This is a genomic window from Phreatobacter sp. GW821-FHT04C01, assembly GCF_059420385.1.
In genome coordinates this window covers 125472-151509 of record NZ_JBWKTP010000004.1, presented here as the reverse complement: position 1 = coordinate 151509, position 26038 = coordinate 125472, and the positions used below count along the sequence as shown (strand labels likewise).

29 protein-coding genes are annotated in these 26038 nt (G+C 67.7%); 9 read left to right on the top strand and 20 right to left on the bottom strand.

Annotated elements, in window-relative coordinates; genetic code table 11:
- Positions 1-18 precede the first annotated feature (18 nt).
- The gene (locus tag AC07WJ_RS16670; protein ID WP_494935734.1) at positions 19-1482 is read left to right on the top strand and encodes an aldehyde dehydrogenase family protein; all 1464 of its coding nucleotides are present in this window, start codon (positions 19-21) and stop codon (positions 1480-1482) included.
- 51 nt (positions 1483-1533) lie between these two features.
- Positions 1534-2283: a 2-amino-5-chloromuconate deaminase CnbZ gene (gene cnbZ / locus AC07WJ_RS16665; protein ID WP_494935733.1), complete on the top strand. Its 750-nt coding sequence runs from the start codon at positions 1534-1536 to the stop codon at positions 2281-2283.
- A 99-nt stretch (positions 2284-2382) separates the two neighbouring features.
- Here cnbZ and AC07WJ_RS16660 read toward each other — a convergent pair whose 3' ends face one another.
- From AC07WJ_RS16660 to AC07WJ_RS16630, 7 genes are all read right to left on the bottom strand, one after another.
- A complete protein-coding gene (locus AC07WJ_RS16660) occupies positions 2383-2778 on the bottom strand; it encodes a DUF1801 domain-containing protein (protein ID WP_494935732.1) in 396 nt (131 codons plus the stop codon).
- Between the two features lie 78 nt (positions 2779-2856).
- Complete coding sequence (locus AC07WJ_RS16655; protein ID WP_494935731.1) at positions 2857-3327, bottom strand: DUF1801 domain-containing protein; 471 nt, start codon at positions 3325-3327, stop codon at positions 2857-2859.
- A 72-nt stretch (positions 3328-3399) separates the two neighbouring features.
- Positions 3400-3810, bottom strand: coding sequence for an SRPBCC family protein (locus tag AC07WJ_RS16650; RefSeq protein WP_494935730.1), 411 nt, complete (start codon positions 3808-3810; stop codon positions 3400-3402).
- Positions 3807-4130, bottom strand: coding sequence for an ArsR/SmtB family transcription factor (locus tag AC07WJ_RS16645; RefSeq protein WP_494935729.1), 324 nt, complete (start codon positions 4128-4130; stop codon positions 3807-3809). The genes AC07WJ_RS16650 and AC07WJ_RS16645 overlap by 4 nt, the downstream gene beginning before the upstream one ends.
- A gap of 506 nt (positions 4131-4636) precedes the next feature.
- Entirely contained in the window at positions 4637-5047 is a 411-nt protein-coding gene (locus tag AC07WJ_RS16640; protein WP_494935728.1) for a hypothetical protein, read from the bottom strand.
- A gap of 39 nt (positions 5048-5086) precedes the next feature.
- A complete protein-coding gene (locus AC07WJ_RS16635; RefSeq protein WP_494935727.1) occupies positions 5087-5980 on the bottom strand; it encodes a LysR family transcriptional regulator in 894 nt (297 codons plus the stop codon).
- A gap of 174 nt (positions 5981-6154) precedes the next feature.
- Positions 6155-6976, bottom strand: a complete 822-nt coding sequence (locus AC07WJ_RS16630) for an IclR family transcriptional regulator (RefSeq protein WP_494935726.1) — start codon at positions 6974-6976, stop codon at positions 6155-6157.
- 154 nt (positions 6977-7130) lie between these two features.
- On the opposite strand from AC07WJ_RS16630, the gene AC07WJ_RS16625 reads away from it, so the two are divergent.
- The 7 genes from AC07WJ_RS16625 (at position 7131) to AC07WJ_RS16595 (ending at position 13525) form a co-directional block, all read left to right on the top strand.
- Positions 7131-7871 carry an SDR family NAD(P)-dependent oxidoreductase gene (locus AC07WJ_RS16625; RefSeq protein ID WP_494935725.1) on the top strand — a complete coding sequence of 247 codons (741 nt, stop codon included), beginning with the start codon at positions 7131-7133 and terminating at the stop codon, positions 7869-7871.
- Between the two features lie 117 nt (positions 7872-7988).
- Positions 7989-8843: an SDR family NAD(P)-dependent oxidoreductase gene (locus AC07WJ_RS16620; RefSeq protein ID WP_494935724.1), complete on the top strand. Its 855-nt coding sequence runs from the start codon at positions 7989-7991 to the stop codon at positions 8841-8843.
- A gap of 43 nt (positions 8844-8886) precedes the next feature.
- Positions 8887-9642: an SDR family NAD(P)-dependent oxidoreductase gene (locus AC07WJ_RS16615; RefSeq protein WP_494935723.1), complete on the top strand. Its 756-nt coding sequence runs from the start codon at positions 8887-8889 to the stop codon at positions 9640-9642.
- A gap of 23 nt (positions 9643-9665) precedes the next feature.
- Positions 9666-10448 carry an SDR family NAD(P)-dependent oxidoreductase gene (locus AC07WJ_RS16610; protein ID WP_494935722.1) on the top strand — a complete coding sequence of 261 codons (783 nt, stop codon included), beginning with the start codon at positions 9666-9668 and terminating at the stop codon, positions 10446-10448.
- Between the two features lie 25 nt (positions 10449-10473).
- Entirely contained in the window at positions 10474-11238 is a 765-nt protein-coding gene (locus AC07WJ_RS16605) for an SDR family NAD(P)-dependent oxidoreductase (protein ID WP_494935721.1), read from the top strand.
- A gap of 70 nt (positions 11239-11308) precedes the next feature.
- Entirely contained in the window at positions 11309-11605 is a 297-nt protein-coding gene (locus AC07WJ_RS16600; RefSeq protein WP_494935720.1) for a Dabb family protein, read from the top strand.
- 3 nt (positions 11606-11608) lie between these two features.
- Entirely contained in the window at positions 11609-13525 is a 1917-nt protein-coding gene (locus AC07WJ_RS16595) for an AMP-binding protein (protein ID WP_494935719.1), read from the top strand.
- Between the two features lie 44 nt (positions 13526-13569).
- Here AC07WJ_RS16595 and AC07WJ_RS16590 read toward each other — a convergent pair whose 3' ends face one another.
- From AC07WJ_RS16590 to AC07WJ_RS16530, 13 genes are all read right to left on the bottom strand, one after another.
- The gene (locus tag AC07WJ_RS16590; RefSeq protein ID WP_494935718.1) at positions 13570-14703 is read right to left on the bottom strand and encodes a CaiB/BaiF CoA transferase family protein; all 1134 of its coding nucleotides are present in this window, start codon (positions 14701-14703) and stop codon (positions 13570-13572) included.
- A 19-nt stretch (positions 14704-14722) separates the two neighbouring features.
- Positions 14723-15868: an acyl-CoA dehydrogenase family protein gene (locus AC07WJ_RS16585; RefSeq protein WP_494935717.1), complete on the bottom strand. Its 1146-nt coding sequence runs from the start codon at positions 15866-15868 to the stop codon at positions 14723-14725.
- Positions 15869-15889: 21 nt separating this feature from the next.
- Positions 15890-17071: an acyl-CoA dehydrogenase family protein gene (locus AC07WJ_RS16580; RefSeq protein WP_494935716.1), complete on the bottom strand. Its 1182-nt coding sequence runs from the start codon at positions 17069-17071 to the stop codon at positions 15890-15892.
- Positions 17071-17901: an enoyl-CoA hydratase family protein gene (locus tag AC07WJ_RS16575; RefSeq protein WP_494935715.1), complete on the bottom strand. Its 831-nt coding sequence runs from the start codon at positions 17899-17901 to the stop codon at positions 17071-17073. The genes AC07WJ_RS16580 and AC07WJ_RS16575 overlap by 1 nt, the downstream gene beginning before the upstream one ends.
- Before the next feature lie 34 nt (positions 17902-17935).
- On the bottom strand, positions 17936-18676 hold the full coding sequence (locus tag AC07WJ_RS16570; RefSeq protein ID WP_494935714.1) for an SDR family NAD(P)-dependent oxidoreductase: 741 nt from the start codon (positions 18674-18676) through the stop codon (positions 17936-17938).
- A gap of 10 nt (positions 18677-18686) precedes the next feature.
- Entirely contained in the window at positions 18687-19439 is a 753-nt protein-coding gene (locus AC07WJ_RS16565; protein WP_494935713.1) for an enoyl-CoA hydratase/isomerase family protein, read from the bottom strand.
- A gap of 541 nt (positions 19440-19980) precedes the next feature.
- Positions 19981-20733, bottom strand: a complete 753-nt coding sequence (locus tag AC07WJ_RS16560) for a TetR/AcrR family transcriptional regulator (RefSeq protein WP_494935712.1) — start codon at positions 20731-20733, stop codon at positions 19981-19983.
- Positions 20734-20769: 36 nt separating this feature from the next.
- Positions 20770-21201: a PaaI family thioesterase gene (locus AC07WJ_RS16555; protein WP_494935711.1), complete on the bottom strand. Its 432-nt coding sequence runs from the start codon at positions 21199-21201 to the stop codon at positions 20770-20772.
- Positions 21202-21217: 16 nt separating this feature from the next.
- Positions 21218-22270, bottom strand: coding sequence for an NADPH:quinone oxidoreductase family protein (locus AC07WJ_RS16550; protein ID WP_494935710.1), 1053 nt, complete (start codon positions 22268-22270; stop codon positions 21218-21220).
- Between the two features lie 39 nt (positions 22271-22309).
- Positions 22310-23947 (bottom strand): AMP-binding protein, encoded by a 1638-nt coding sequence (locus AC07WJ_RS16545; RefSeq protein WP_494935709.1) that lies wholly within the window; start codon positions 23945-23947, stop codon positions 22310-22312.
- Positions 23948-24045: 98 nt separating this feature from the next.
- Positions 24046-24855, bottom strand: coding sequence for an enoyl-CoA hydratase/isomerase family protein (locus AC07WJ_RS16540; RefSeq protein ID WP_494935708.1), 810 nt, complete (start codon positions 24853-24855; stop codon positions 24046-24048).
- Positions 24856-24898: 43 nt separating this feature from the next.
- Positions 24899-25594: an ABC transporter ATP-binding protein gene (locus AC07WJ_RS16535; protein WP_494936243.1), complete on the bottom strand. Its 696-nt coding sequence runs from the start codon at positions 25592-25594 to the stop codon at positions 24899-24901.
- A complete protein-coding gene (locus AC07WJ_RS16530; RefSeq protein ID WP_494936242.1) occupies positions 25591-26031 on the bottom strand; it encodes an ATP-binding cassette domain-containing protein in 441 nt (146 codons plus the stop codon). The genes AC07WJ_RS16535 and AC07WJ_RS16530 overlap by 4 nt, the downstream gene beginning before the upstream one ends.
- Positions 26032-26038 lie beyond the last annotated feature (7 nt).

Below are 26038 nucleotides of genomic sequence, written 5' to 3'. Positions count from 1 at the left end.
CAATTCCGGACAACCGACATGACGCAACTCCCATTCGAGGTCATCCGCTCGCCGTTCGACGGCTCAGCCGTCGGTGAGATGCCGGTCGCCGACGAGGCCGCGGTCGAGGCCGCGACGGTGGCCGCCGGCCGCACCTTTGAGACCATGCGCCGCCTGCCCCGCTTCACCCGTGCCGACATTCTCGACCGCGCCGCCGAGATCCTGCGCCGCCGCCGGGACGAGGCGGTCCGGACCATCGCGGCGGAGGCCGGCAAGCCGCTCTACGACGCGCGCGGCGAGGTCGCCCGCTCGCTGTTCAACCTGACCAATGCCGCCGCCGAGACGCGCCGTTTCGGCGGTCACGAAGTGCCGCTCGACATGGATGCCGGCGTATTTGAATACCAGACGACCACGGCGAGCGGCGGCAAGCTCGACCTGTCCCAGGCGCCGGTCGACGACCTCGCGGCGCTGCGCCGGCGCGTCGGTATCGCCAGGCGTTTTCCGATCGGCCCGATCCTCGCCATCGCGCCGTTCAATTTTCCGCTCAACCTCGTCCTGCACAAGGTCGCGCCGGCCATTGCCGTCGGCAATTCCGTGGTGCTGAAGCCGGCGCCGCAGACGCCGCTGACCTCGCTGCTGCTCGCCGATATCTTCCGCGAAGCCGGCCTGCCCGAGGGTGCGCTCTCGGTGGTCCACTGCCCGGTGCCGCTCGCCGAGCGGCTCGTCCGCGACGAGCGGTTCGCCATGGTCACCTTTACCGGCTCGGCCAAGGTCGGCTGGCACATCAAGGCGATCGCCGGGCGCAAGAAGGTGGCGCTCGAGCTCGGCGGCAATGGCGCGGTGATCGTCTGCGCCGATGCCGATCTCGATCTCGCCGCCGCCCGCTGCGTCCGCGGCGGCATGGTCTATGGCGGCCAATATTGCATCGGCGTCCAGCGCATCATGGTCGAGCGCCCGGTCCATGCCGCCTTCGTCGAGAAGCTCCTGGCCTCGGTGCGCGCCCTGAAGGTCGGCAATCCCATGAACGAGGGCATCGATGTCGGCCCGGTCATCGACGAGGGCTCGGCGAAGCGCATCGAGAGCTGGATCGGCGAGGCCAAGGCGGGCGGTGCCCGCGCCTTGATCGGCGGCGAGCGCGACCGCGCGGTCATCCAACCCTGCGTGCTGACCGACACCCGGCCGGGCATGAAGGTCGAGGACGAGGAGATCTTCGGTCCCGTCCTGACCGTCAACCCGTTCGACCGGTTCGAGGACGCGGTGGCACAGGCCAATTCCGGCAAATACGGGCTGCAGGGCGGCCTCTTCACCGGCGATCTCAAGCGCGCCTTCCGCGCCATCGAGGACTGGGATGTCGGCGGCCTGATGGTCAATGACGTGCCGATCTACCGGCTCGACAACATGCCCTTCGGCGGCTGGAAGGAATCCGGGCTCGGCCGCGAAGGCACGCTCTACGCCATGGAAGAGATGAGCGACATCAAGCACTTGGTGGTCAACTACGCCTGAAGCGCGCGCAGCCGCTCCGTTTTTCCCTCAATCATCCAAGAGAGAGTTCCCATGACCGAGGTCATCGATTTCGCCCCCGGCGGCTACAAGTTCATCAAGGGCGTGTCGCAATATTCGGCCGGCGTCGCCGCGCTTCCCGGCTTCCGGCTCGAGCGGGTTCGCTTCGCTCAGCCCGTGCCGCTCGCCGAAGGCTTCCGCCGCATTGCCGAGATCATCAAGGCCGCTGGCCGCCCGCTGACCGCTTTCGCCTCCTGCGAACTGCGCTCGCCGGCGCCGTTCACCGAGCAGGGCTTCATCGCCTTCAACGCCGTCTACATCACCACGCTGAAGGAATGGGGCCTGTTCCAGGACGGTCTCAACCCGATCGCTCGCAGCAATGTCTGTCCCGACATCGATCCGCCCTCGGAGCCGAGCTTCTACGCCTTCTCCTTCACGACGGTCGCCGCCGATGCCCCGCCCTCCTTCGTCGTCGCCGGCAGCGGCGAGGCGCCCGAGGGCCATGCCACCTATGCCGACCATATCGTCAGCCGTGGCGACGTCAGCCCGGCCGGCCTGCGCGCCAAGGCGCGTTTCGTGCTGGCCGAAATGGAGCGGCGCATGGCGGCCCTGGGCTTCACCTGGGACCAGGCAACCGCCGCCCAGCTCTATACCGTGCACGACATTCACCCTTTCCTTGCCGACGAGATCGTCCGCCGCGGCGCCATGCGCGCCGGGCTCACCTGGCACTTCAACCGGCCGCCGGTGCAGGAGCTGGAATATGAGATGGATTGCCGCGGCGTCGCGATCGAGCGCGTCGCCTGAGCCGGCCGCGGGCCGGCAAGACGCCGGACCGGACTGAAGAATGCGGCAGGGGCCCGTCCGGTGGACGGGCCCTTCGCTTCTGCCGCCTCGCCGCGGCGATTATCGGGCCGGCGACCTGTTCAGCGCCACGGCGGCACGGATCAGCGCCTTGAACGCATCCTCGTCGAGGACGTCGCCCTCATGCACATCGATGGCGCGCCTGGTATTGCCGTCCAGGCTCGCGTTGAAGAGCCCCGAGGGGTCGTCGAGCCTGGCGCCCTTGGCGAAGGTCAGTTTCACCACGCTCTTATAGGTCTCGCCGGTGCAGATGATGCCGCCCAGGGACCAGACCGGCACGCCGCGCCACTTCCATTCCTCGATCACCTCGGGTTCGGCCTGTTTGATGAGGCCACGGAGGCGGGACAGCATCATGCCCCGCCAGTCGTCCAGCTCCCTGATCCGCGCGTCGATCAGCAGAGACGGGGATTCATCCGTGTTGGTTGCGCTCTTCTTCATGATGTCCGCACCTCGTTCGCCGGCTTTTCCATCTTGAAGCGACCTCCCCTCGTCATCCGCGAGACGCCCGGGCCGCGATCACGGCACCCAGCCCGGCAAGGCGGCGGCCTGCTTGACCCAGGCCGCCATCTGCGCCTCGTCGAGCACATCGGTCTCGCGAATGTCGATCCAGCGCGCCTGCTTGCTGCGCACCGTGCCGCCGGACGGGACCGGTTGCAGCGACATGCCCTCGAAGAAGGTCACCTTGACGTAGTGGGTGAGGACATGGAACGTCAGGAACCAGCCCTGCCCCTCGATGCCGTAGAATGGCGAGTTCCACTTCACCGCCTTGCGCACCTCGGGCACGCTCTGCACGATGAGCGCGTCGAGGCGCTTGCCGAGATCGCTCTTCCAGCCCGGCATCGCCGCGATATAGGCCTGGACCGGCGCGTCGCCATCCGCCTTGGCGATCTGAGGGTTGCCGCCCGACAGAAGGATCAGCTTCACGGCGCCCTGATTGGCCGCCTCCTTTGCAACCGTCGTTGACGTGATCGACGTCTTCTTGGCCATTGCATTCACCCATGCATGCTTCAGCGATACAACGCGCGCCCGCTCCTCAGCCTGAACCCGTGGCGGCGGAGGTCAATCGATCCGCGCCAAAACCTGCTCCAGATTGCCGAAGAACTGCTGCCACCCGCCCTTGGCGCCGCCATAGGCCTGCTGCTGGTCCGGCCGGAAGCCCGACTGCTCCATGCGCAGGTGGGTGCCCGTGCCCGTCGGGGTGAGAGTCCAGGTCACCACGCTCTCCAGACCATAAGCCGCCCAGGTGTAGGACAGTGTCTTGTTCGGCTCGACAGCCAGGACCTGGCAATCGACAGAACCCCAATCCGCGCGAAGATTGAAACGGTGGTCGACGACCGGGCTGAAGTCGTTCTTCATCAGCCACTCCGCGATCAGATGCGGTTGGGTGAGCGCGCGCCACAGCTTTTCCGGCGGGAAAGGCATCTCGCGCTCGACAATGACGGAGCGTGTTTCGGTCGAATTTCCGTTCATTGGTCCATCCTCTTCAACAGATCTTCCAGGTCGTCGAACCGGCTTTGCCAGAACCCCGCCATCCGGCTCGTCCAGTCGATCAGCGGGGAAAGCGCGCCGAGCTGCGCGCTGTAATGGGTCTGGCGCCCCTCGTGGCGGTCGCGCACCAGGCCGGCCTGTTTCAGCACGCCGAGATGTTTCGAAACCGCCGGCTGCGAGACCCCGGCGCGCGCCGTCAGCGCCCCGACCGTCTGCTCGCCGTCGCGGCACAGCCGTTCGAACAGGGCCCGCCGGGTCGGGTCGGCGAGCGTCCTGAACAGCGCGTCGTGGGCGTTTGGCATGGAGCATCCATAACCTGCGGGTGATGGATTTTCGTATAACCGCAGGGATATGCGTCGGTCAAGCGGCAACGCGGTGCAACGCTAATCAGCGACGACCGTGATGACGCGCTGCTGAGTTTGTCATGCTTGGCCGGTTATGCGTCACGCGCAATCGCTCGCAAAACCGCAGGCGGCGGGTCACACCGTTATCGTTGCTCCGAGGTTATGAGTTGCCACCTGGAGGAGCGCGATGCCGACGGAGAGAACGGGGTGACGGCGCCCCGGTGTCGCGTTCTATTGCTCGCACCACTTCGTCTTGGCCGGGCTTGTGCCGGCCAAGACGAGAATTGTTCTTGGAGCGACCGGCGCTGGATCGACCGCGCGCCGGGCACGCGCCGTAGCCCAGCACTCCGCGCGGCCGACACATCGTCCGACCCGGGCTTGTCCCGGATACCCGGCTCCGCGCTGATATCCACGCATGCATCCGCTCGCGGCGATCAACCCGCCACAACCACCGGGCCGCCGCGCTAGAAGAACCCACTCAGAAACGCCGCCGCCTCGTCGGAGAGGCCGACGATCTTGTTGGTGGCCTGGCGGTAGAATTTGAAATTGAGCTCGGTCTCGGCCCGGCCGTCATTCCAGTTGGTGAAATGTCTGAGCTCGCTCCGCCCCAGCGGCCGCTTCGCCAGCCCGATGCGTTCAATCGTGAGACTGACGCGTGGCGTCTGCCTGACAAGGCCGGGCTGCCTGGCGATCGCTTCGGCGGAACCGGCAATGCCACGGGCGATGAGGCCTTGCCCGCCCTCATTCTCGCTGGCGAACACGAAAACCGTGTCGCCTTCGGCGATGAACTTGCCGCCATACATCGTCTTTTGCGCGGCGAACGCGAATCTCCTCGCCCGCGGATCGCTCACCTCGGCCTTGATCGCGAAAGCCATGCTTCTCCATTCCGGCCCGCATGAGCGCCACTGTCATCCTCAACGGCGCGTCGCCGCAAGTGCTCTGAGCGTCCTCAGGAAGGCTTCGACCGCCAGCGGCAGGCGGCGCTCGCCGAGCACCAGCACGTCGATCGAGGCGGCGAGAACCGGATCGCTCAGCCGGATCGAGGCGAGTTCCCCCGCGAGCGCGTCGCTCTGGCACGACAAGGCGGTGATCAGGGATATGCCCAGGCCGGCCCTGGCGAAGCTCCTGAGGGCATCGATGCTGTTGGTCACCAGCGCCGGCGTCGCGCGCAGCCGCTGCACCCGGCAGCATTCGTCGACCAGCGCGCGAATGCCGAAACTGGTGACCGGCATGGCGACGGGATAGCCGAACACGTCGCGCAGCGCGACATCGGCCTGGCGCGTCAGCGGGTGATCGACACGGCAGATGGCGCGGACCTCGTCGTCCAGCCGGAACAGGAACTCGACCTGCGGATCCGGCTTGGCGTTGAAGGCGATACCGATATCGGCGTCGCCCTTGCGAACGCCGGCGACGACATCGGCCGTGCCGGTCACCATCAACTCGAAGCTGATGTCGGGATGATCGGCCCTGAAGAGGCCGATCGCCTTCATCAGATAGCTCGACACCAGCCCTTCGACCACGACCAGGCGCACGGCGCCCCGCTCCAGGCCGCGCAGCGCGGCGAGTTCCGAGCGGGCCCGTTCGGCGTCCATCATCACCAGCTTGGCGTGAAGCGCGTAGATTTCGCCCGCTTCCGTGAGCCGCATGCCGCGGGTGTGGCGCTCGAACAGGGGCATGCCGACCTGGTGCTCGAGCTGCTGGATCTGCCGGCTGAGCGCCGAGGGCGCGACGTTGAGCTTGTCCGAAGCCTTGCGGATCGTGCCCGCCTGGGCGACCTCGTGAAAATAGCGCAACTGGGTGAAATCCATCCGGACGCCTCGCCTCTGGCCGCCTCCGAGCCGGCAGCACGCGGGTCGGGCGACCAGCGTCATGACATCTGAAGGTCGCGCAAGCTATCGCGGGCGGCCCATGCCGGGAAGCCGGCCGCGCAGCGGCACGGGCGCGCGGGCCTGCCGCCGGAAGCCGGGAACGGTCAGGCCGTCCTAGCGCCGGTCCGCCGCCTTGTCGGCGCTGGCGCGCCGGGGCCGCGCCGACCGGCCCGCCGGCCGCGCCTCCCCGTCCCGTCCCTGCCCGGCCGCCGCGCTGATGCGCTCGGCAATGGCGATGATCTCGGCCCGCAGAGTCGCCTCGCCGAGTGCGGCGCAGCGCTTTTCCGGCACCGCGAAGACGATGCTGCCGAGAATCCGCCGCTCGCCGTCGAAGACCGGCGCGCCAATGCCGATGAGCCGGCGAACCACTTCCCCCCGGGTCACGCAGCTGCCCTCCTTGCGGATGCGCGCCATGGCCGAGCGGAACTCCTCCCAGTTGTCGCCGAGCCCGGCGGCGCGAATCTCGTCGGCGTGCCAGAGCATCATGTTGCGCAACTGATAGGGCGTCAGATGGGCCAGGATCAGCTTGGCCATGGCGCCGCGGAACATCGGCATCTTGCGTCCGCGTTCATAGGCCTGGGGTGCGCTAAGGTCGGGCCAGACCACCTCCGCGCACATCACCTTGTCGCCGTAATAGCTGCAGAGCAGCATGTTGAGCCCGAGCCGCGCGCTCGCCTCCTGCATGATCGGCAGCGCGCCGGTCGACAACGGATCGGTCCGCCGGACCAGCCGGTCGAGCTCGATCACGCGTGAGCCGAGCACATAGGTGCCGCCGGTCGCGGGCGCGATCAGTCCGGCAGCCGACAAGGCCTGCAAGTAGCGATAGGCGGTGGCCCGCGAGGCACCGGTCGCCGCGACCGCGTCATCCAGCTGGAAACCGACCCGCTCGTCATCGAACAGGTCGAGGATCCCAAGCATTTTTTCCAGACTGTTCATCGCGCCGTTCCAGCTGCTCGCCGCGTCGGGCTTCCTGTCTCGCAGAAAGCGTCGCAGGAGTCATTTGATCGAAAATATCATAATTTGATATTTTCAATGTTTCTTACTAGCGTCTTGCCGACAACCGATATTCGAGCACGGCGAGGAACGGGCCATGGGACTTCTCGAAGGCTGCAAGGCGATCGTCACCGGCGGCGGCCATCCGGCCGGCATCGGCCAGGCCACCGCGCGCCTGTTCGTCGAGAACGGCGCGAACGTCGTCGTGCTCGACCGGGAGTTTCCCACGGGCGCCCTGCCCGGCGGCCAGACGGCCATGACCCTGGATGTCAGCGATCCCGACATGTGCCAGCACGTGGTGGAGACGGTTGCCGACCGGCTCGGCGGCATCGACATCGTGGTCAACAATGCCGGCATCGTCGCGCCCACCCGTATCCCCGAGCTGACCGCCGCCGAGTTCAGCCGGATGCTGGAGGTCAACCTGATCGGCACGTTCAACATCACCCAGGCGGCTCTCCCTTTTCTCAAGCAAAGTCAAAAGGATGCGGCGATCGTCAACATCGGCTCGATCGCCGCGCAGCGTGGTGGCGGCCTGCTCGGCGGCTCGCATTATGCGGCGGCCAAGGGCGGCGTGATCAGCTTCACCAAGGCGACCGCCCGGGAATGCGGCGGTTCCGGCATTCGTGCCAACGCGGTTGCGCCCGGCATCATCCAGACCGGCATGACCGACGGCAAATATGACGCCGACCGGACCCGCGCGATCTGCGAAACCATCCCGCTCGGCCGGTTCGGCACCGCCGCCGACGTGGCGCGGGTCGTGCTGTTCCTGGCAAGCCCGCTGGCGGGCTATCTCACCGGCACCGTCATCGACGTCAACGGCGGCTATCACATCCACTGAACAGCCACCGCGCGGGCCGCGCGGCAAGGCTGCCCTGCGCCCAGGCCAGCCCGGTTGACTTGACTGAATGAACATTCAATCATCTCGCATCATGCGCCACTTCGAGCAGGACGGGCCATGACCGCCGCCATGGCCCAAGTCACCATGGCTCACATCACCATGGCTCACATCACCATGGCTCACATCACCATGGCTCACGTCACCATGACCCGACCCACCATGACCCAACCCAGCATGTCGACGCCTCCCTATGACCTCACGGCCAAGCGCATCCTGCTCACCGGGGCGTCAGGCGGCATTGGCCGGGCGACCGCCAGGCTCCTGGCCCGGCTTGGCGCGGAGCTGATCCTGACCGACCGCATCGCGGCGCCGGAACTCCTGGACGAGCTGCGCGCCGATGGCCGCGACCATCGTTTCGCGGCGTGCGACATCACCTCGCGCCCCGCCATCGAGACGCTCTGCGCCGACATCGGCGCCGTCGATGCGGCGGTGCTCAATGCCGGCATCTTCACCATCAGCCAGTGGGACGACGACAGCTGGGACGACGATTTCGACCGGACCATGGACGTCAACGTCAAGGCTCCCGCGCATTTCGCCCGTGCCCTGCTGCCCGGCATGAAAAGCCGCGGCAATGGCCGGATCGTGCTGCTCGGTTCGGTCGCCGCCTCGACCGGCGGCACCTATGCCCATTCGCCGCTGCACTATGCCTGCTCGAAGGGCGCGCTTCACACCATGGTGCGCTGGCTGGCGCGCCGGGCGGCGCCGGAGGTGCTGGTCAATGGCATTGCGCCGGGCTCGACCGACACCGCCATGGTCGCGGCCGCCGACCCGAGCGCCCTCAAGTCGATCCCCCTGCCGCGTTTCGGCCGGCCGGAAGAGATCGCCTGGCCGATCGCCTTCCTGTGCTCGCCGGGAGCGAGCTTCATTTGCGGCAGCATCATCGACGTCAATGGCGGCGCCTATATGCGCTGAGCGCCGCCGCCATCATCATCACCACGAAAGGCCCGGGGAAACCATGGCACGTCTGGCAAACAAGGTTGCCCTCATCACCGGCGCGGGCACCGGCATCGGCCGCTCCGCCGCCGCGCTCTTCGCCCGCGAAGGCGCCCGCGTGGTCATCGCCGAATTCGACGCGGCGACCGGCCGCGCGGCGGCCGAGGCGATCACGGCCGCCGGCGGCCAGGCCCTGTTCGTCCAGACCGACGTGACCGACGAGGCGAGCGTCGTCAACGCCATCCAGGCCGCGGTTGCCCGCTTCGGCGCCCTGCATATCCTTTACAACAATGCCGGCGGCTCGACGATGCAGGACGGCCCGGTGACGGAAGCGCCGGTCGAGGAGTTCTGGCGCGCCATCAAGCTCGACCTGCTCGGCACCTGGCTGGTTTGCCGGCACGGCATTCCCGAACTGATCAAGGCCGGCGGCGGCTCGGTGGTCAACGCCTCCTCGGTGGTGGCGCTGATGGGCTGGCCCGGCAAGGATGCCTATACCGCCTCGAAAGGCGCGATCTCGGCCCTGACCCGCTCGATGGCGACCGAATATGCCGCGCACAAGGTGAGGGTCAACGCCATCGCGCCCTGCGTCACCCGCACGCCGCGCGTGCTCGCCCAGCTCGCCGCCAGCGAAACCACCCAGAAGATCGCCGCCCGCCATCTCGTCGGCCTCGCCGAACCCGAGGATGTCGCGCAGGCCGCCCTGTTCCTGGCCTCGGACGAATCCGCCCGCACCACAGGCCACATCCTGGCGGTCGACAGCGGCCTGACGATCTCCTGATCCGCCCCACCCGGAGACCCATGATGGACAAGACGAGAAGCCACGCGGACACCTTCACGCTATCGGGCAAGGTCGCGCTCATCACCGGCTCGGCGCGCGGCATCGGCTGGGGCATCGCCCGCGGCATGGCGGAGGCCGGCGCCCATGTGGTGCTGAACGATCTCGATCCGGCAAGCCTCGAGCCGAAGCTCGCCGAGCTCCGCGCCGCCGGCCTTCGCGGTTCGGCAGAGGCCTTCGACGTCACCAATGAGGCCGCCGTCACCAAGGGCATCGACGCCATCGTCGCCACCCACGGCCGGGTCGACATCCTGGTCAACAATGCCGGCATCCAGAAGCGCAAGCGCTTCGTCGATTTCAGCTATGACGAATGGCGCGCGGTCATCGAGACCCATGTTCATGGCGCCTTCCTGTGCACCCGCGCGGTCATCCCAGCCATGACCGCCCATGGCTTCGGCCGCATCATCATGATCGGCTCGGTGGCGGTGCAGCAGCCGAAAGCCGAAATCCCGGCCTATGCCGCGGCCAAGGGCGGCGTGACCTCGCTGGTGCGGGCGCTGGCGATCGAGCTCGGGCCGCTCGGCATCACCTGCAACGCCATCGCGCCCGGTTACATCGCCACCGAATTCACCCAGGTGCTGCATTCCAATCCGGAGTTCACCGCCAGGCTGATGCAGCGCGTGCCGGCCGGGCGCTGGGGCCGCCCCGACGATCTCGCGCCGGCCGCGGTCTATCTCGCTTCCGAGGGCGGCGGTTTCGTCAACGGCTCGGTGCTGACCGTCGACGGCGGCTTCCTCGCCTTCGGCTGAGTTGCAACGGACAAGGGTTAAGGCCATGACCATACCGCGGACGCCGAGTTTCAGCCTGGACGGCAAGCGCGCCCTCGTCACCGGCGCCGGCCGCGGCATCGGGCTCGGTCTCGCCGCGGCGCTGGCCGAGGCCGGCGCGGCGGTGACGCTGTGCGCCCGCACCCGAAGCGAGATCGAGGCGGGCGCCGAAGCGATCCGGGCCGCGGGCGGCAAGGCCGATACGCTGGTGCTCGACGTCACCGACACCGCCGCGGTGCGCGCGGGCATCGGCGCCCTGCCCGCTCCGGATATCTTCGTCAACAATGCCGGCACCAACCGGCCTCGCCCCTTCGTCGATGTGACGGAGGAGGATTTCGACGTCCTGATGCAGCTCAACGTGCGCGCCGCCTTCTTCACCGCCCAGGCGGTGGCCAGGCGCATGATCGCCGCCGGCACGCGCGGCGCGATCATCAACATCTCCTCGCAGGCCGGCCACATCGCCTCGCCCGCCCGCTCGGTCTACACCACCACCAAATTCGCGATCGAAGGCCTGACAAAGGCGATGGCGGTCGACCTCGCGCCGAGCGGCATCCGGGTCAACAGCATCTGCCCGACCTTCATCGAGACCGAGATGACCCGTCCGGCGCTCGCCGACCCGGCGTTCCGGGGTTTCGTCCTGTCGAAGATCAGGCTCGGCCGCATCGGCGCGATCGAGGACCTGATGGGCGCCGTGGTGTTCCTGGCGTCCGATGCCGCGTCATTGATGACCGGCTCGTCGCTCTTGATCGACGGCGGCTGGACCGCCGGCTGACCGCCGCTGCCGCCGTTTCCTGTTTCACGCCGCCATCGAAGAGCGGCGGTTTCGACCCGAGGATCGCCCCATGTTCTACCACATCGTCCTGATGAGCTTCAGGCCCGAGACCGACCGGGCCTTCTTCGCCAAGGCCCAGCATTATGTCGAACGGGTCTTGAGCGAATGCGACGGCGTCGTGACCTATTTCATGGCCGAGAACGCCGCGAGCCGCAGCGACGGGCTGACCCACGGCATTGTCGGAACCTTCACCTCGTCGGCCGCCCATGACGTCTACCAGGCTTCATCGGTGCACCAGGAAATGAAGGCCTTCATGGCGACGCGCATGGATCGCATCGTCGTCCTCGACACCGACCAGGGAGCCTGAGCCATGACATCGGCCCCTTGCCAGCTCCAGCGCTTCATGACGCGGCACGGTTTCGCCAGCTACGAGGCGCTGATCGAACGAGCCGACCGCGATCCCGAATGGTTCTGGCCGGCGGTCATGGACTTCCATCGCCTGGTCTTCTTCAAGCCGTTCGACCGCGTGCTCGATGTCTCCGAGGGCGTGCAATGGCCGGAATGGTGCGTCGGCGGCACCACCAACCTCGCCTATAACTGCATGGAGCGGACGCTGGCCGCCGGCCATGGCGACAAGACCGCCATTTTCTGGGAGGGCGAGGACGGCGAGCGCCGCAGCTGGACCTACGGGCAACTGGCCGCCTCGGCCGAACGCGCGGCGGCCGGCCTGAAGCGGCTCGGCCTCGGCAAGGGCGATGTGGTCGGCATCTACATGCCGTTCCTGCCCGAGACCATCGCCGCCTTCCTGGCCATTGCCCGTATCGGCGGCATCGCGCTGCCGATGTTCTCCGGCTTCGGGCCGCAGGCGGTCATCGAGCGGCTCGCCGATGCCGAGGCCAAGGCGGTGGTCACCGTCGACGTCACCTATCGGCGCGGCAACGCCATCGCCATGGCCGAGATCATCGAGACGGTCCGGCCGCAGCTTCCCGCGCTGGCTCATGTCGTGGTGGTCGCCCGCCACCCCGATCGCTTCCAGGGCGATCGCACCTGGTGGCACGATCTCGTTGCGGTCGAGGCCTCCTGCCCGGCCGAACCGGTCGATGCCGATGCGCCGGTCATGATCGTCTATACCTCGGGCACGACCGGCAAGCCGAAGGGCACCGTGCACAGCCATTGCGGCTTCATGACCAAGGTGGCGCTCGATTTCGGCATCATTCTCGACCTGACGCCGGAGGACCGGCTGTTGTGGATGAGCGACATGGGCTGGCTCACCGGCCCGATCCTGGCGGTGGCCGTGCCGCTGGTCGGCGCCGCCATGGTGCTGGCCGAGGGCACGCCCGATTATCCCGAGCAAGGCCGGCTCTGGCGTCTCGCCCAGGATTACCAGGTCAGTTTCCTCGGTGTCGCGCCGACCATGGTGCGCAATTTCATCCAGCAGCCGCCGGAGGTGGTCGCGGCTTACGACTTCTCGTCGCTGCGCGTCACCGCCTCGACCGGCGAACCCTGGACGCCGGAGGCCTGGAACTGGTTCCTCGCCCATGTCTGCAAAGGCAATGCGCCGATCCTGAACTATTCCGGCGGCACCGAGATCGGCGGCGGCATCGTCGCCGGCACCATGCTGCATCGCGACCTGCCGCCCGGCGCCTTTGCCGGGCCGATCCCGGGCATGGGGGCGGCCGTGGTCGACGACAACGGCCGGCCCTTGCCGCTCGGCCAGGTCGGCGAGCTCGCATTGACCGTGCCGTCGATTGGCCTGACGCGGGGCCTCTGGCGCGCGCCGGAGCGGTTCATCGAAGCCTATTGGGCGAAAGTCCCCGACATGTGGATCCACGGCGATTTCGCTTCCGTCGATCTCGCCGGCAACTGGTTCGTCCACGGCCGCTCCGACGACACCATCAAGATCGCCGGCAAGCGCACCGGCCCCTCCGAAATCGAAGCCCTGCTGCTGGCCACCGGCAAGGTCGGCGAGGCCGCCGTGATCGGCATCCCCGACCCGATCAAGGGCTCGGCCGTGGTCTGCGCCTGCGTGCCGGCGCGCGGCGTCACCGCCACGCCGGAGCTTGCCGACGAGTTGCGGCAGGCCGTGGTCGCCGGCCTCGGCGCCTCGTTCCGGCCGAAGGCGGTGACCTTCGTGGCAAGCCTGCCGAAGACCCGCAGCATGAAGATCATGCGCCGCGTCGTCCGCTCGGTCTGGCTGGGAGAGCCGGTCGGCGATCTCTCGGGGTTGGTCAATCCCGAGGCCGTCGACGATCTCAGGGCCGCGACGGCGGCGATGCAGAAGGGCTGACGCCACGGCACGTCAACGCCCGCCCACGCCTTCGTGGAGAGGGTTTACGCGCGAGCCCAGCCCCTCCGGCGCGCGCCCTCATCCAACCCGGGCGCCTCGCGCTGCCGCGCCGGATCGCGCAAGGGTTGCGCGACCGGCACCGGCAGAGCCGGCATGGCATGGCCGCGCGCCGTGACCTCGCGGTCGAACAGGCCGCGTGCAACGAAAACTGGATCGCTCACCGCGTCTTCGAGGCGGGCGACCACCGAGACGCAGGCATCGACCCCGGCGAACACCGCCCGCCACTCCGCCGCGCTGCGCGTGGCGATCCGTGCCGCGACCTTGGCCTTGACCGCCTCGGCATCGCTGATGTCGTCACGGTCGGCGGCGGCAAGCCCGATCCGGTCGCAGAAGATCTGCCAGAACCGCTCCTCCAGCGGTGCCGCGGCGAGATATTCGCCATCGGCGGCACGGTAGATCTGGTAGCGCGGCGAGCCGCCGGTGATCAGTTCCTGGCCCGGGCGCGGCCACTGGGCGGCATGGCCCGCCGAAAGGCCCCAATAGGCGAAGGTGAAGAGATTGTCGGTCATGGCGATGTCGAGATGGCAGCCGCGGCCGCTCGCGGCGCGGCTCTGCAGCGCCAGCAGGATATTGGTCACCGCCGGATAGGCGCCCCCACCGATATCGGCGGCCAGAACCGGTGGCAGCACCGGCGCGCCGTCCCGGCCGCGCGTCAGGCCGAGCAGACCAGTCTCGGCGAGATAGTTGAGATCATGCCCGGCCTTCAGAGCGCGTTCGCCGGTCTGTCCGTAACCGGTGATCGAGCAATAGATCAGGCGCGGATTGTCCCGGGCGAGATCCGCGTAGCCGAGGCCGTGCCTGGCCATCACGCCCGGCCGGAACTGCTCGATGAGAATATCGGCCACGCGCGCCAGCGCCTGGACATGGGCCCGGTCGCCGGCCTCCTTCAGGTCGGCGCAAAGGCTGGTCTTGCCGCGGTTGAGCAAGGCGAAATTGCCGCTGGTGTCGCCGAATTCGGGCGCGTAGCCGCGCATCTCGTCGCCGCCGCCCGGCCGCTCGACCTTGATCACCTCGGCACCCGCCTCGGCGAGCATCAGGCTGGCCAAGGGACCCGGCAGCAAGGTCGAGAAATCGATCACCCTGAGGCCGGCGAGCGGCAAGGCAGCTGGCGCTGTCATGGAGGATCTCCCGTTCCGGTCAGGCGGCGTCTCGCTTCTGCATTTCGCGCAGGATGACGAGATGCTGGATGTCGTTGGTGCCTTCGTAGATCCGGCAGACCCGGGCGTCGCGATAGAAGCGCTCGACCGGGAAATCGGTCAGGTAGCCATAGCCGCCGAGCGTCTGGATCGCCTCCGAACAGACCCATTCGGCGGCCTCCGAGGCGACCAGCTTGGCCATGCAGGCCTCCATCAGGCAGGGCTGGCCGGCGTCCGACAGGGCTGCCGCATGCAGCACCATCTGGCGCGCGGTCTCGACGCGCGTCGCCATCGCCGCCAGCCGGAAGCCAACCACCTGATGCTCGATGATCGGCTTGCCGAACACGACGCGCTCGCGGGCATAGGCGAGCGCCGTCTCGTAAGCCGCCCGGCCAATGCCGACCGCCTGGGCGGCGATGCCGATACGGCCGCCCTGCAGGTTCGACAGCGCGATGCGATAGCCCTGCCCTTCCTCGCCGAGGCGCTGGCCTGCCGGCACGCGAACATCATTGAGGGCGATCTGGCAGGTGTCGGAGGCGCGCTGGCCGAGCTTCGATTCGACCCGCACCACCTGATAGCCGGGCGTCGCCGTCGGCACGATGAAGGCGGAGATGCCCTTGGTGCCGTCCTGCGGGCCGGTGCGCGCGAAAATCAGCGCCACGTCGGCATTCTTGCCCGAGGTGATGAACTGCTTGGTGCCGTTGAGCACATAGCTGTCGCCGTCGCGCACCGCCCGTGTCGTCAGCGCGCCGGCATCCGAACCGCCATGGGCCTCCGTCAGCACGAAGGCCGAGAGCATGCGGCCTTCCGCCATGGGCCGCAGGAAGCGCTCCTTCTGGTCGTCCGTGCCGAAATGGGCGATCGGCATGCAACCGACCGAATTGTGGCCGCTCATGACCGTCGACGTCGCGGCATCGCCAAAGGCGACTTCCTCGAGCGCCAGGGCCGTCGAGACCGCGTCGGCGCCGGCACCGCCCCATTCCACCGGCACGGCCATGCCCATCAGGCCGAGCCGTCCCATCTCCCGGATCACCTCCATCGGAAAATGCGCCTCGCGGTCCCAGCGCGCGGCGTTCGGGGTCAGCCTTTCGCGCGCGAACTGCCGGGCCATGTCGCGGATCATCGTCTGCTGCTCGTTGAGGATCATGGCGTCCAGGTCCCGCTGCTCTCAGGTGTTGAATTCGTCGAGAAGCCGGGTGGCGATGATCAGTTTCTGAACTTCGCTCGCGCCCTCGTAGATGCGCAGCGCCCGGATTTCACGATAGAGCGTCTCGGCGATGTGGCCGTGGGTCACGCCGAGGCCGCCGAAGATCTGCACCGCGGCGTCGATCACCTTCTGCGCCTCTTCGGTGGCGAACAGCTTGGCCATGCTGGCCTCGCGGCTGATCCGCGCGCCGGTGGCGTCCTTGGTCCAGGCCGCGCGATAGATGAGGAGGGCCGAGGCATCGACCGCCAGCGCCATGTCCGCGAGCTTGGCGCGGGTCAGCTGCAGGTCGGCCAGGGGCTGGCCGAACAGCTTGCGGCCGACCGCGTGGCGTGTCGCCTCGTCGAGGGCGCGCCGGGCAAAGCCCAGCGCCGCCGCGCCGACCGTCGGACGGAACACGTCGAGCGTCGCCATGGCGATGCGGAAGCCCTCGCCCGGCGCGCCCAGCATGTGGCCGGCAGGGATCCTGGCACCATCGAAGGCCAGCGTGCCGATCGGATGCGGCGCGATCAGGTCGATGGTCCGCGCGACCGTGAAACCGGGCGTTCCCGCTTCGACGACGAAGGCCGACAGCCCCTTCGCGCCGGTCTCGCCGCTGGTGCGGGCGAAGACGACATGGAGGTCGGCAATGCCGGCATTGGAGATCCAGGTCTTGGCACCGTCGAGACGCCAATGATCGCCGTCCCGGGTGGCGCGCATGGCCAGCGCCGACACGTCGGAACCGGCTTCCGCCTCCGACAGGGCGAAGGCCGAGAGCAGCCGGCCGCGGGCCACTTCGGGCAGCCAGCGATCCTTCTGCTCCGGCGAACCGAACAGGCTGATCGGGCCGGACCCCAGCCCCTGCATGGCGAAGCCGAAATCGGCAAGGCCGGCATGGCGCGCCAGCACCTCCCGGCAGATGCAGAGGCTGCGGGCATCGAGCCGGCCGTGCGGCGCGCCGTCGCCGCCACCGACGGCGGTCGCCAGAAAGCCGGCTTCCCCCATGGCCGCGACGAGCCGGCCGACGGTCGCCGCCGCCGCCGCGCTCGTCCCGGCCTGATCGCCCGAGGCCGCGACATGCCCGATCGCCCAGGCATCGACGCGATCATGGAGATCGCGATGCCGGGGCTCCAGGAACGGCCAGGCGAGGAAGCTGCGGTCGCTCATCAGTCGCCCAGGAAGACCGGTTTCTGCTTGGCGACGAAGGCCTGGTAGGCACGGCCGTAGTCCTTGGTCTGCATGCAGATGGCCTGGGCCTGGGCCTCGGCCTCGATCGCCGAATCGATATCCATCGACCATTCCTGATGCAGGCAGGTCTTGGTCACGCCATGGGCGAAGGTCGGACCGTCGGCCAGTTCCCGGGCGAGCGCCTGGGCCTCGGCGAGCACCTGTTCGGGCGCGACCAGCCGGTTGAAGAAGCCCCATTTGTCGCCTTCCTCGGCGGACATCGAGCGTCCCGTATAAAGGAGCTCGGAGGCGCGGCCCTGGCCGATGATGCGCGGCAGGATGGCGCAGGCGCCCATATCGGCGCCGGCAAGTCCCACCCGCACGAACAGGAAGGCGGTCTTGGCGCGCGGCGTGCCGATGCGCATGTCGGAGGCCATGGCGACGATCGCGCCGGCGCCGGCGCAAATGCCGTCGACCGCCGCGATGATCGGCTGCGGGCAATGCCGCATCGCCTTGACCAGGTCGCCGGTCATCCGGGTGAAACGCAGGAGGCCCGGCATGTCGTCGGCCTCCTGCATGCGCACCAGCGGGCCGATAATCTCGTGGACGTCGCCGCCCGAGCAGAAATTGCCGCCGGCGCCGGTGACGACCACGGTCTTCACGTCGCTCGCATAGGCCAGCTGGCGAAACAGGTCGCGCAGCTCGGCATAGGATTCGAAGGTCAGCGGGTTCTTCCGCTCCGGCCGGTTGAGGGTGATGGTCGCGACCTTGCCTTCACAGTCCCACTTGAAATGGGTCGCCTTGTAATCGGCTGCTCTGAACGTCTGCACGCTGGCTTTTCCTTATGAGTTGGGAATGGCGTCGTCAGGCCATCGTCAATCCGCCGGAGACGCTCAGCGTCTGGCCGGTGATGTAGTCGGATTTCTCGCTGGCCAGGAACACGATGGCGTCGGCGACCTCCGACGGCTTGCCGAAGCGGCGCATCGGGATGGCCCGCTTGAAGGCCTCCCGGTGGTTCTCCGGCACGGCCATCAGCATGGGCGTTTCGGTCGGACCGGGACAGACGCAGTTGACCGTGATGGAATAGCGCGCCATCTCGCGCGCCAGGCCCTTGCTGAAGCTGATCAGCCCGCCCTTGGCGCCGGAATAGACCGTCTCGCCCGAACTGCCGACCCGGCCGGCATCGCTCGCCACATTGACGATCTTGCCGGATCTCCGTTCGATCATCGGTCCGAGCAGCGCCCGAGTCAGCTTGACCGGCCCCAGGAAATTGACGTCGACCACGGTGTCCCAGAACGCCGCGTCGTTCTCGACGAAGGGCTGTGCCCGGCCGAAGCCGGCGCCGTTGACCAGCACATGCACCTCGCCCTGGTCCAGCACATGGCGGACGAAGGCCTCTATCGAGGCGTCGGAACCGACATCGACCTGCGCGAAGCGTGCATCGATGCCCTCGCGGCGCAGCCGCGCCGCTTCGCGCTCGCCCTTCTCGGCCGACAGGTCGGCCAGCACGACCCGCGCGCCGGCCGTTCCCATGGCCTCGGCGGTCGCCAGGCCGATGCCGGAGGCGGCACCCGTGACGACGACGGTTTTTCCTTGCAGCGTCATGTTGGTGTCCTCACCGGTCCAGAAAGGCCGCGACCCTCTTGCGGGTGTCGGCGCTGTTGAGCAGCTTGTGGGTTTCGAGAAGCTCGATGAGCATGCCGGAGCCGAGCGCGGCATCGGCGGCGCCGAAGCAGCGCTTGCAGGCGGCGACCGCCCTGGGCGACAGCGCCGCGACCCGATCGGCGAGGCCATCGGCGAAGGCGGCGAGTTCGCCCCGCGGCACCGCCCATTGCACGAGCCCGAGATCGCGCGCCTCGGCGCCGCTGACCACCTCGGCGGTCAGGATCATCCGCCGCGCGATGCCCGGGCCGGCAAGCCGCGACAGTCGCTGCGTGCCGCCGGCCCCCGGCAGCAGCCCGAGCCGCGTCTCGGGAAGGCCGAGCGGCGCATCCGCCGCCGCCACGCGCAGGTCGCAGGCCAGCGCCAGCTCGAAGCCGCCGCCATGCGCCGCCCCGCCGATCTCGGCGATGACCACCTGCGGCAAGGCCTCGATACGGTCATAGAGGCGCTGCATCCGCCTGACCGTCTCGACCATGTCGTCGGGACCGGCCTCGGTCGCGAAACACGCGCGCATCAGCTTGAGATCGGCGCCGGCCGAGAAGGTTCGCTCGGCCGAGCGGATCAGCAGCACCGCCACGTCCGGCCGATCGGCCAAGCCATCGAGGATCGTGCCGAACTGATCGATCCAGGCGCGATTGATGGCATTCACCGGAGCGCGCGCCATCGTCAGCACGAGAACCGCACCCCTGGTTTCCAAACTGAACATCTGCTCACCGAATGAATGATCATTCATTTCATTTGGGATAAGGGAAGGCGCTGCGGCCGTCAAGCGACTCCGGGGCTGCCTGGGTTGCGCCTATTGGAGGATGGGGGTGATGCGGAGGCGGCTGTCGGAGATGTCGGCCCAAGCCAAGGTCGCTTCGGATTGGGTCGGTCGAGCGCCCGCCTCGATCCGGAGTGCCCCACGCCACCGGCGGTTGCGCCGGGACATCACCGCCGCAGCCGCCAGGGTATCGCCCGGCCGGGCTCGGTTTTGCTGAACGGTGACCATGACAGGCTGATTTTGGTGCAGCCAATTCGTGGATGCCCGGGACAAGCCTGGGCAAGACGATGTGCAGAGCTCGCCGTCCGGAGGCGACGGCGCGTGGTTCTGCGCCCGGTCGATCCAGCCCCCGTCGTTCCAAGGATAATTCTCGTCTTGGCCGGGCTTGTCCCGGCCATCCACGAATTCAGCCGGTTACCGTCGAAAAGCCTGAAAAGGTCGCCCAATCCATCCGGTCAAAGAGGACAGATCATTCGGCCGAACACTAGGCCTTTGTGGCTTTCGCCTTCTTCACCGGCTTCTCGGCCTTCCGGCGCCGATCTCCCAGGAAACGCCCGTATTGCACGAGCCCGGCCGGGGTCGCCATGGCGTGGACGAAGAAATCGAAGCCCTGCTCGATATAACCTTCGATTGTCGTGATCTGACTGAGCCGCCAGTGCTTCAGCGCCCAGGTATGGGCATAAAGCACCAGTTGATAGGTGATCAGATCGACATTGATCTCGCGAAACAGCCCGGCGGCGATGCCGTCGCGCAAGCGCTGGGCAATGAACTCGTTGGTTTCGACCTCGAGCCGCATGATGATTTCGCGCTGCTCGCGCGGCAGCGACTTGGTCGAGCGGTAAGCCAGGACAGCGGCGTTCCGGCGCCGATCGATGACACGGCAATAGGTGGCCAGCGACGACCAGAGCGCCTCGAGCGGATCGTCGCTTTCATTCACCGAGAGCGGGATCTCGGTCTTGTAGGATTCGAGCACGCTCATCAGCGACAGCAGCAGAACATCCTCTTTGGTCTGCGCGTATTGGTAGATGAGGCCAATGCTGACACCCGCCTTGCGGGCGATGTCCTGAATGGTCGTTCGGTAGTAGCCCTGATCGGAGAACAGCTCCACCGCGGCCGCCACGATCTGTTCGCGACGGCGGAAAATCAGCTTTTCATCCGTAACTTGGCTCTTAACAAGCGTCTGATCGAAGGCCTGGCTGGGTGGCGTCGGAGACTTCGTCATCGTGTGTTCGTCCAATCCTGCGCGGCCGCGGCACTGGCCACCGACGGCGCGCTAACCGCCTGGATAACCCGTATGGAGTCGTTTCCAAAGCCCACTGGCAGTTAAAATCAACCTTTCGCCACAACGCAACGACCCCTGGATGAAGACGATCGAACGCGTCACCCGGGTTACCTGCGCCTCGCCCTCGATCAGGTCGCCCGGCACCGCGCCGGCGATCAGGTCGAAGTTCAGGCTGACCGTCGCCGCCGGGGCGCCGTCGATCGCCTGCTGCACGGTCAGTCCAAGTATCTGATCCGTCAGCGTCATCAGCATGCCGCCATGGATGGCGCCGCGCGCATTCCTGTGTCGCTCCTCGAGCCGGAAGGCGTAGCCGCCGCCATCGCGACGCCGGTAGAGCGGTCCGAGGCCGGCGCTGAATTCGCCATCGATCATCGGGCAGAGCGTGTAGCCCTCGGGGATCGGCGGCGGTGAATGCTGGTTCATCGGACGGTCCGTTTCGTCAGGTTGGCCAAGCCGGCCGCATGGGCGGATCCCCGGCGAATCCGGGGTCTGCGCTGCGACCATGTTCGGTGACCAGGACGATCTTGCCCAGGGCTTTGCGTGTGACGATCAGATCCATCGCGGCGGCGACCTCCGCCATGGGCAGCACGGCGCAAAGCGGCGGATCGATCCGCCCCTGAGCGGCGAGCTGGAACATCGCGTCTTGCGCCTGCCTGACGACCTCAGGCGTCCGCTCGAGATAGTCGCTCCAGTGCACGCCGGTGACCGTGATGTGCTTGACCAGGATGTAGTTGGCCTTGACCGAGGGGATCTCGCCCGAGGTGAAGCCGACGACCACCAGGCGACCGGACCAGGCGAGCGCCCTCAGGCACGCCTCGAAGACGGCCCCGCCGACATTCTCGATGACCACGTCGGCCCCCTGCCCGCCCGTCGCCGCGTAAACCTGCCGGCGCACGTCCTCGCGCAGATCGCCGCCGCTCATGTCGATCACCGCGTCAGCCCCCTGGGCCAGGACGAAATCGCGCTTGTCCATGCTGCCGATGCCGGCGAGCACCCGGCAGCCATGCGCCTTGGCGATCTGCATGGCGGCGACGCCGACGCCGCCGCCCGCGCCGGTGACCAGCACGGTCTCGCCGGCCACCAGCCGCGCCCGGTCGAGAAGGGCGAACCAGGAGGTCTGATAGGTCAGGCCCATGGCCGCCGCCTTCACCATGGGCAGCCCGTCGGGCAGCTTGAAGCAATGGTCGGCCGCCACCACCACGGTCTCGGCGAAGGCGCCATTCTCGAGCTGAGCCATCACCCGGTCGCCGACCGCGAGGCTGGTCACATCAGCCCCTGCCGCCGCCACGACCCCGGCCAGTTCCTTGCCCGGCACGAAAGGCAGAGGCGGCAAGGTCTGGTATTTTCCGGCGGCCACCAGCACGTCCGGGAAATTCAGTCCCATCGCATGGACGTTGACGACGACCTCGCCCGGCCCCGCCACGGGTATCGGCCAGTCCCGCACAGCGAGGTCGCGGGGCGATCCGAAACGCTCGACCACGATAGCTTTCATGACATTCTCCCGCCCTGCTCCAGGTTCCGCGGCCGCCGCTCAGCGCGTCGCCTTCAGCGACTTGGCCATTTCCCGCAGCCGGAATTTCTGGATCTTGCCACTGGCGGTGCGCGGCAACTCCTCCAGCACCTCCAGATGTTCGGGCAGGTAGTTCTTCGAAATGTCCTGCGCCGACAGGAACTGGACGACATCGCCGAGCGTCAGGCTCACGCCCGGCTTGGTGGTGACGAAGGCGCAGGCCCGTTCGCCCAGCCGGTCGTCCGGCATGCCGACGATCGCCACGTCGTTGACGTCGGGATGCTTGTAGACGAGGCCCTCGATCTCGACGACCGGGATGTTCTCGCCGCCGCGAATGATGATGTCCTTGGCGCGGCCGGTAATGCGGACATAGCCCTCGCTGTCGATGCGGGCGAGATCACCGGTATCGAACCAGCCGGCGGCGTCGGTGCTATTCAGCTCGGGGCGTTTCAGATAGCCGACGAAATTGCTGCAGCCACGCACCTGCAAGCGGCCCTCTTCGCCCGGCGGCAGGAGCTTGTCGCCGCCGTCGACCACCCGCGTCTCCATGCCGGGCAGCGGGCAGCCATCGGTCTCGAAGGCCTTTTCCGGCGGGTCTTCCGGCCTGGTCACGGTCACCGCGCCGTTCTCGGTCATGCCCCAGCCGGAGGCGATGGTGGCGCCGAGATGCTCGGTGGCGCGGCGCACCAGCACGCGCGGGATCGGCGCGCCGGCCGACAGGAAGACGCGCAGCGAGGTGAACGCCTCGGGCCTTGCCTCGGCTTCCTCGGTCAGGTCGGCGAGGAACGGCGTCGACGCCATGGTGAAGGTCGGCTTTTCCGCGGCGAACAGATCGGCCGCGGCCTTGCGGTTCCAGATGTCCTGCAGCACGACCCGGCAGCCGAGCACGATCGGCATCATCAGGCCGTAGAGGAAACCGGTCTGGTGAGCGAGTGGCGAGGCCATGAACACGATGTCGTCGCCCGAGAGGTGCAGGCGCGCGATATAGGGGCCGAGATTGCTGATCAGCGTGTTGGACGTATGGGTCACGCCCTTCGGCTCGCCGGTCGTGCCCGAGGTGTAGAGCACCTGGATGATGTCGTCCGGCGCCGGCCGGCGTTCGGCGAACAGGGCCTTGGCCGCGGCCTTGTCGACCGGCTTGTCGTGCAGCCGCTCGAAGGCAGCCTCGCCGTCGCCGCCGACCACCAGCGCATGTTTCAGATGCGGCACCGCCGCGCGCATGCCCGCGATCATCCCGGCATAATCGAAATCGCGGAACCGGCTCGGCGTCACGATGACTTTCGATTGCGCGTGATTGAGCATGAATTCCAGCTCGCGCCGGCGCAGGATCGGCATGATCGGATTGGTCACCGCGCCGATCCTGAGACAGGCCAGGTGAAGCGCGCCGAACTGCCACCAATTGGGCAGCTGGAACGACACGACATCGCCCTTGGCGACGCCCAGCGCCGCCAGATTGACCGCGATGCGCTCGACCATTTCGCCGAGCTCGCCATAGCTCAGCCGGACCTGGCCGCCGGTCGTGACGTCATGCGCGACGATCGCCGCCGACTGCGGCGCGCGCTCCAGAAGCGCGTCGAAATCATCGAGCAGCAACCGGTCCTTCCAGAAGCCGGCGGCGACCATGGCCTCGCGTCTCGCGACGAATCCATCCGACTGCATGCTGTTCTCCCTGGAGGCGGCCGAGCCGCGCCGGGCATGCCTTTGCCGGCATGCCCCCCTTGTTCGTTGCCCGAAGCCGCGCTCGCCGCGGCCGCCGCTCAGAGCGGCGAGTCCGGGGCAAAATCCGGCTTGCGCTTCTCGACGTGGGACGCGAGGCCTTCCTTCACGTCCGGGCTGGTGAACCCCATGAACTCCAGCGCCAGCGAGGCATCGAAGGTCGGGCCCATCTGGCGCAACCAGTTGTTCAACGCATATTTGGTCCAGCGGATGGCGTTGGGTGCGCCCTCGGCAAGCCGGGACGCCAGTTCGACCGCCTTGGCGTCGAGCGCGTCGTCCTCGACCGCCAGCGACACCAGGCCGATGCGTTCGGCCTCGGCGCCCGACACCGGATCGCACAGCAGCAGGTAATATTTGGCCTTGGCCATGCCGCAGAGCAGCGGCCAGATGATCGCGGCATGGTCGCCGGCCGCGACACCGAGCCGGGTATGCCCGTCGATGATGCGGGCGTCCTTGGTGGCGATCGAGATATCAGCGAGCAGGCCGCAAACGAGGCCCGCGCCCACCGCCGGCCCGCGCATGGCGCTGACGATCGGCTTGGAGCAATTGATGACGTTGTAGACGATGTCGCGCGCCTCTTTCCAATTGCGCGCGCGAGTGGGAAAGTCGTTGATGATCTTGTCGATCATCTTGAAGTCGCCGCCGGCCGAAAAGGCCTTGCCGTGGCCGGTGAGGATCGCCGCAGACACGGTCGGGTCCTTGTCGACATCCTGCCAGATGGTGGCAAGTTCGGCATGCATGATCTCGTCGGCCGAGTTCAGCCGCTCGGGATTGTACATGGTGATGCGCAACACGCGCGGATGAGGCCGGTCGAAGCGCAGCCGCTGATACTTCGCATAGACGTCCGACATGGCTGTTTTCCCTTGAAAATCCGGCGCCGACGCGCCGGGCGGTTCACACCGCGACGTGCCGTTTCAGGCTTTCCTTGGACAGCCCTTCGAGGCGCCCCTCCTCCACCACCGCCCCCTTGGAGAGCACGTAGTAGCGTTCGGCCACCCGGTGAACGAGGCTGAAGTTCTGTTCGATCAGGAGGATGCTGGTCTCGCCGGCGGCGAGCTTGACCAGCGTCTCGCCGAGTTCGTCGACAATGACCGGCGCCAGGCCTTCGCTCGGTTCGTCCAGCACCAGCAGCTCCGGATTGGCCATCAGCGCCCGCCCGATGGCGAGCATCTGCTGCTGGCCGCCGCTCATCGCCGTGCCCAGCGTATCGGCCCGCTCGCGCAGGATCGGGAACAGCGCGCAGACCGTGTCGAACGACCAGGGCCCGGACCGGCCTACCGCTGCGCCCAGTTGCAGGTTCTCGCGCACCGTCAGGCCCGGCACGATGCGCCGCCCCTGCGGCACCACCGCGATGCCGGAGCGCGCCGCGGTGAAATGCCGGATGGTGGGCACCGGCTTGCCGCCGAAGGCGATCGTGCCCTTGCGCACCCGGGCGATCCCCGTGCAGGCATTGACCAGCGTCGTCTTGCCGACGCCGTTGCGCCCGAGAATGGCGACGCGCTCGCCGCGGCCGACCTCGACCGTGACGTCGTGGAGCACCTTGGCCTCGCCGTAATAGGCGTCGACGCCCTCGAGCCGGAGCAGTGTCATGCGATACTTGTCCCGAGATAGGCGCGCACGACCTCTTGGTTGGCGCGGATTTCGTCGCCCGGACCGTCGGCCAGCACCTTGCCGAGATGCAGCACGGTGATGCGGTCGGAAATGGAGAAGATCACGTCCATGTCGTGCTCGACGATCAGCACCGTCACCTGCCAGCTGGCCACCAGGTCCTTCAGGAGGCGAGCCAGCACGATGGATTCGCTGATCGACAATCCGGCCGCCGGCTCGTCCAGCAGCAGCACCGAGGGGCGCCCGACCAGCGCCAAGGCGAGGTCCAGCCGCCGCTGGTCGCCATAGGAAATGTCGGCGGCGCGACGCTCGGCATAGGCCGACAGGCCCAGCGCCTTCATCACCTCGTCGGTATTGTCGGTCTCGGCGGCGCGCCCCCCCAGGCCGATCTGCTCGCGCACCTTCAGGGCGGGAAAGATGTTGGTC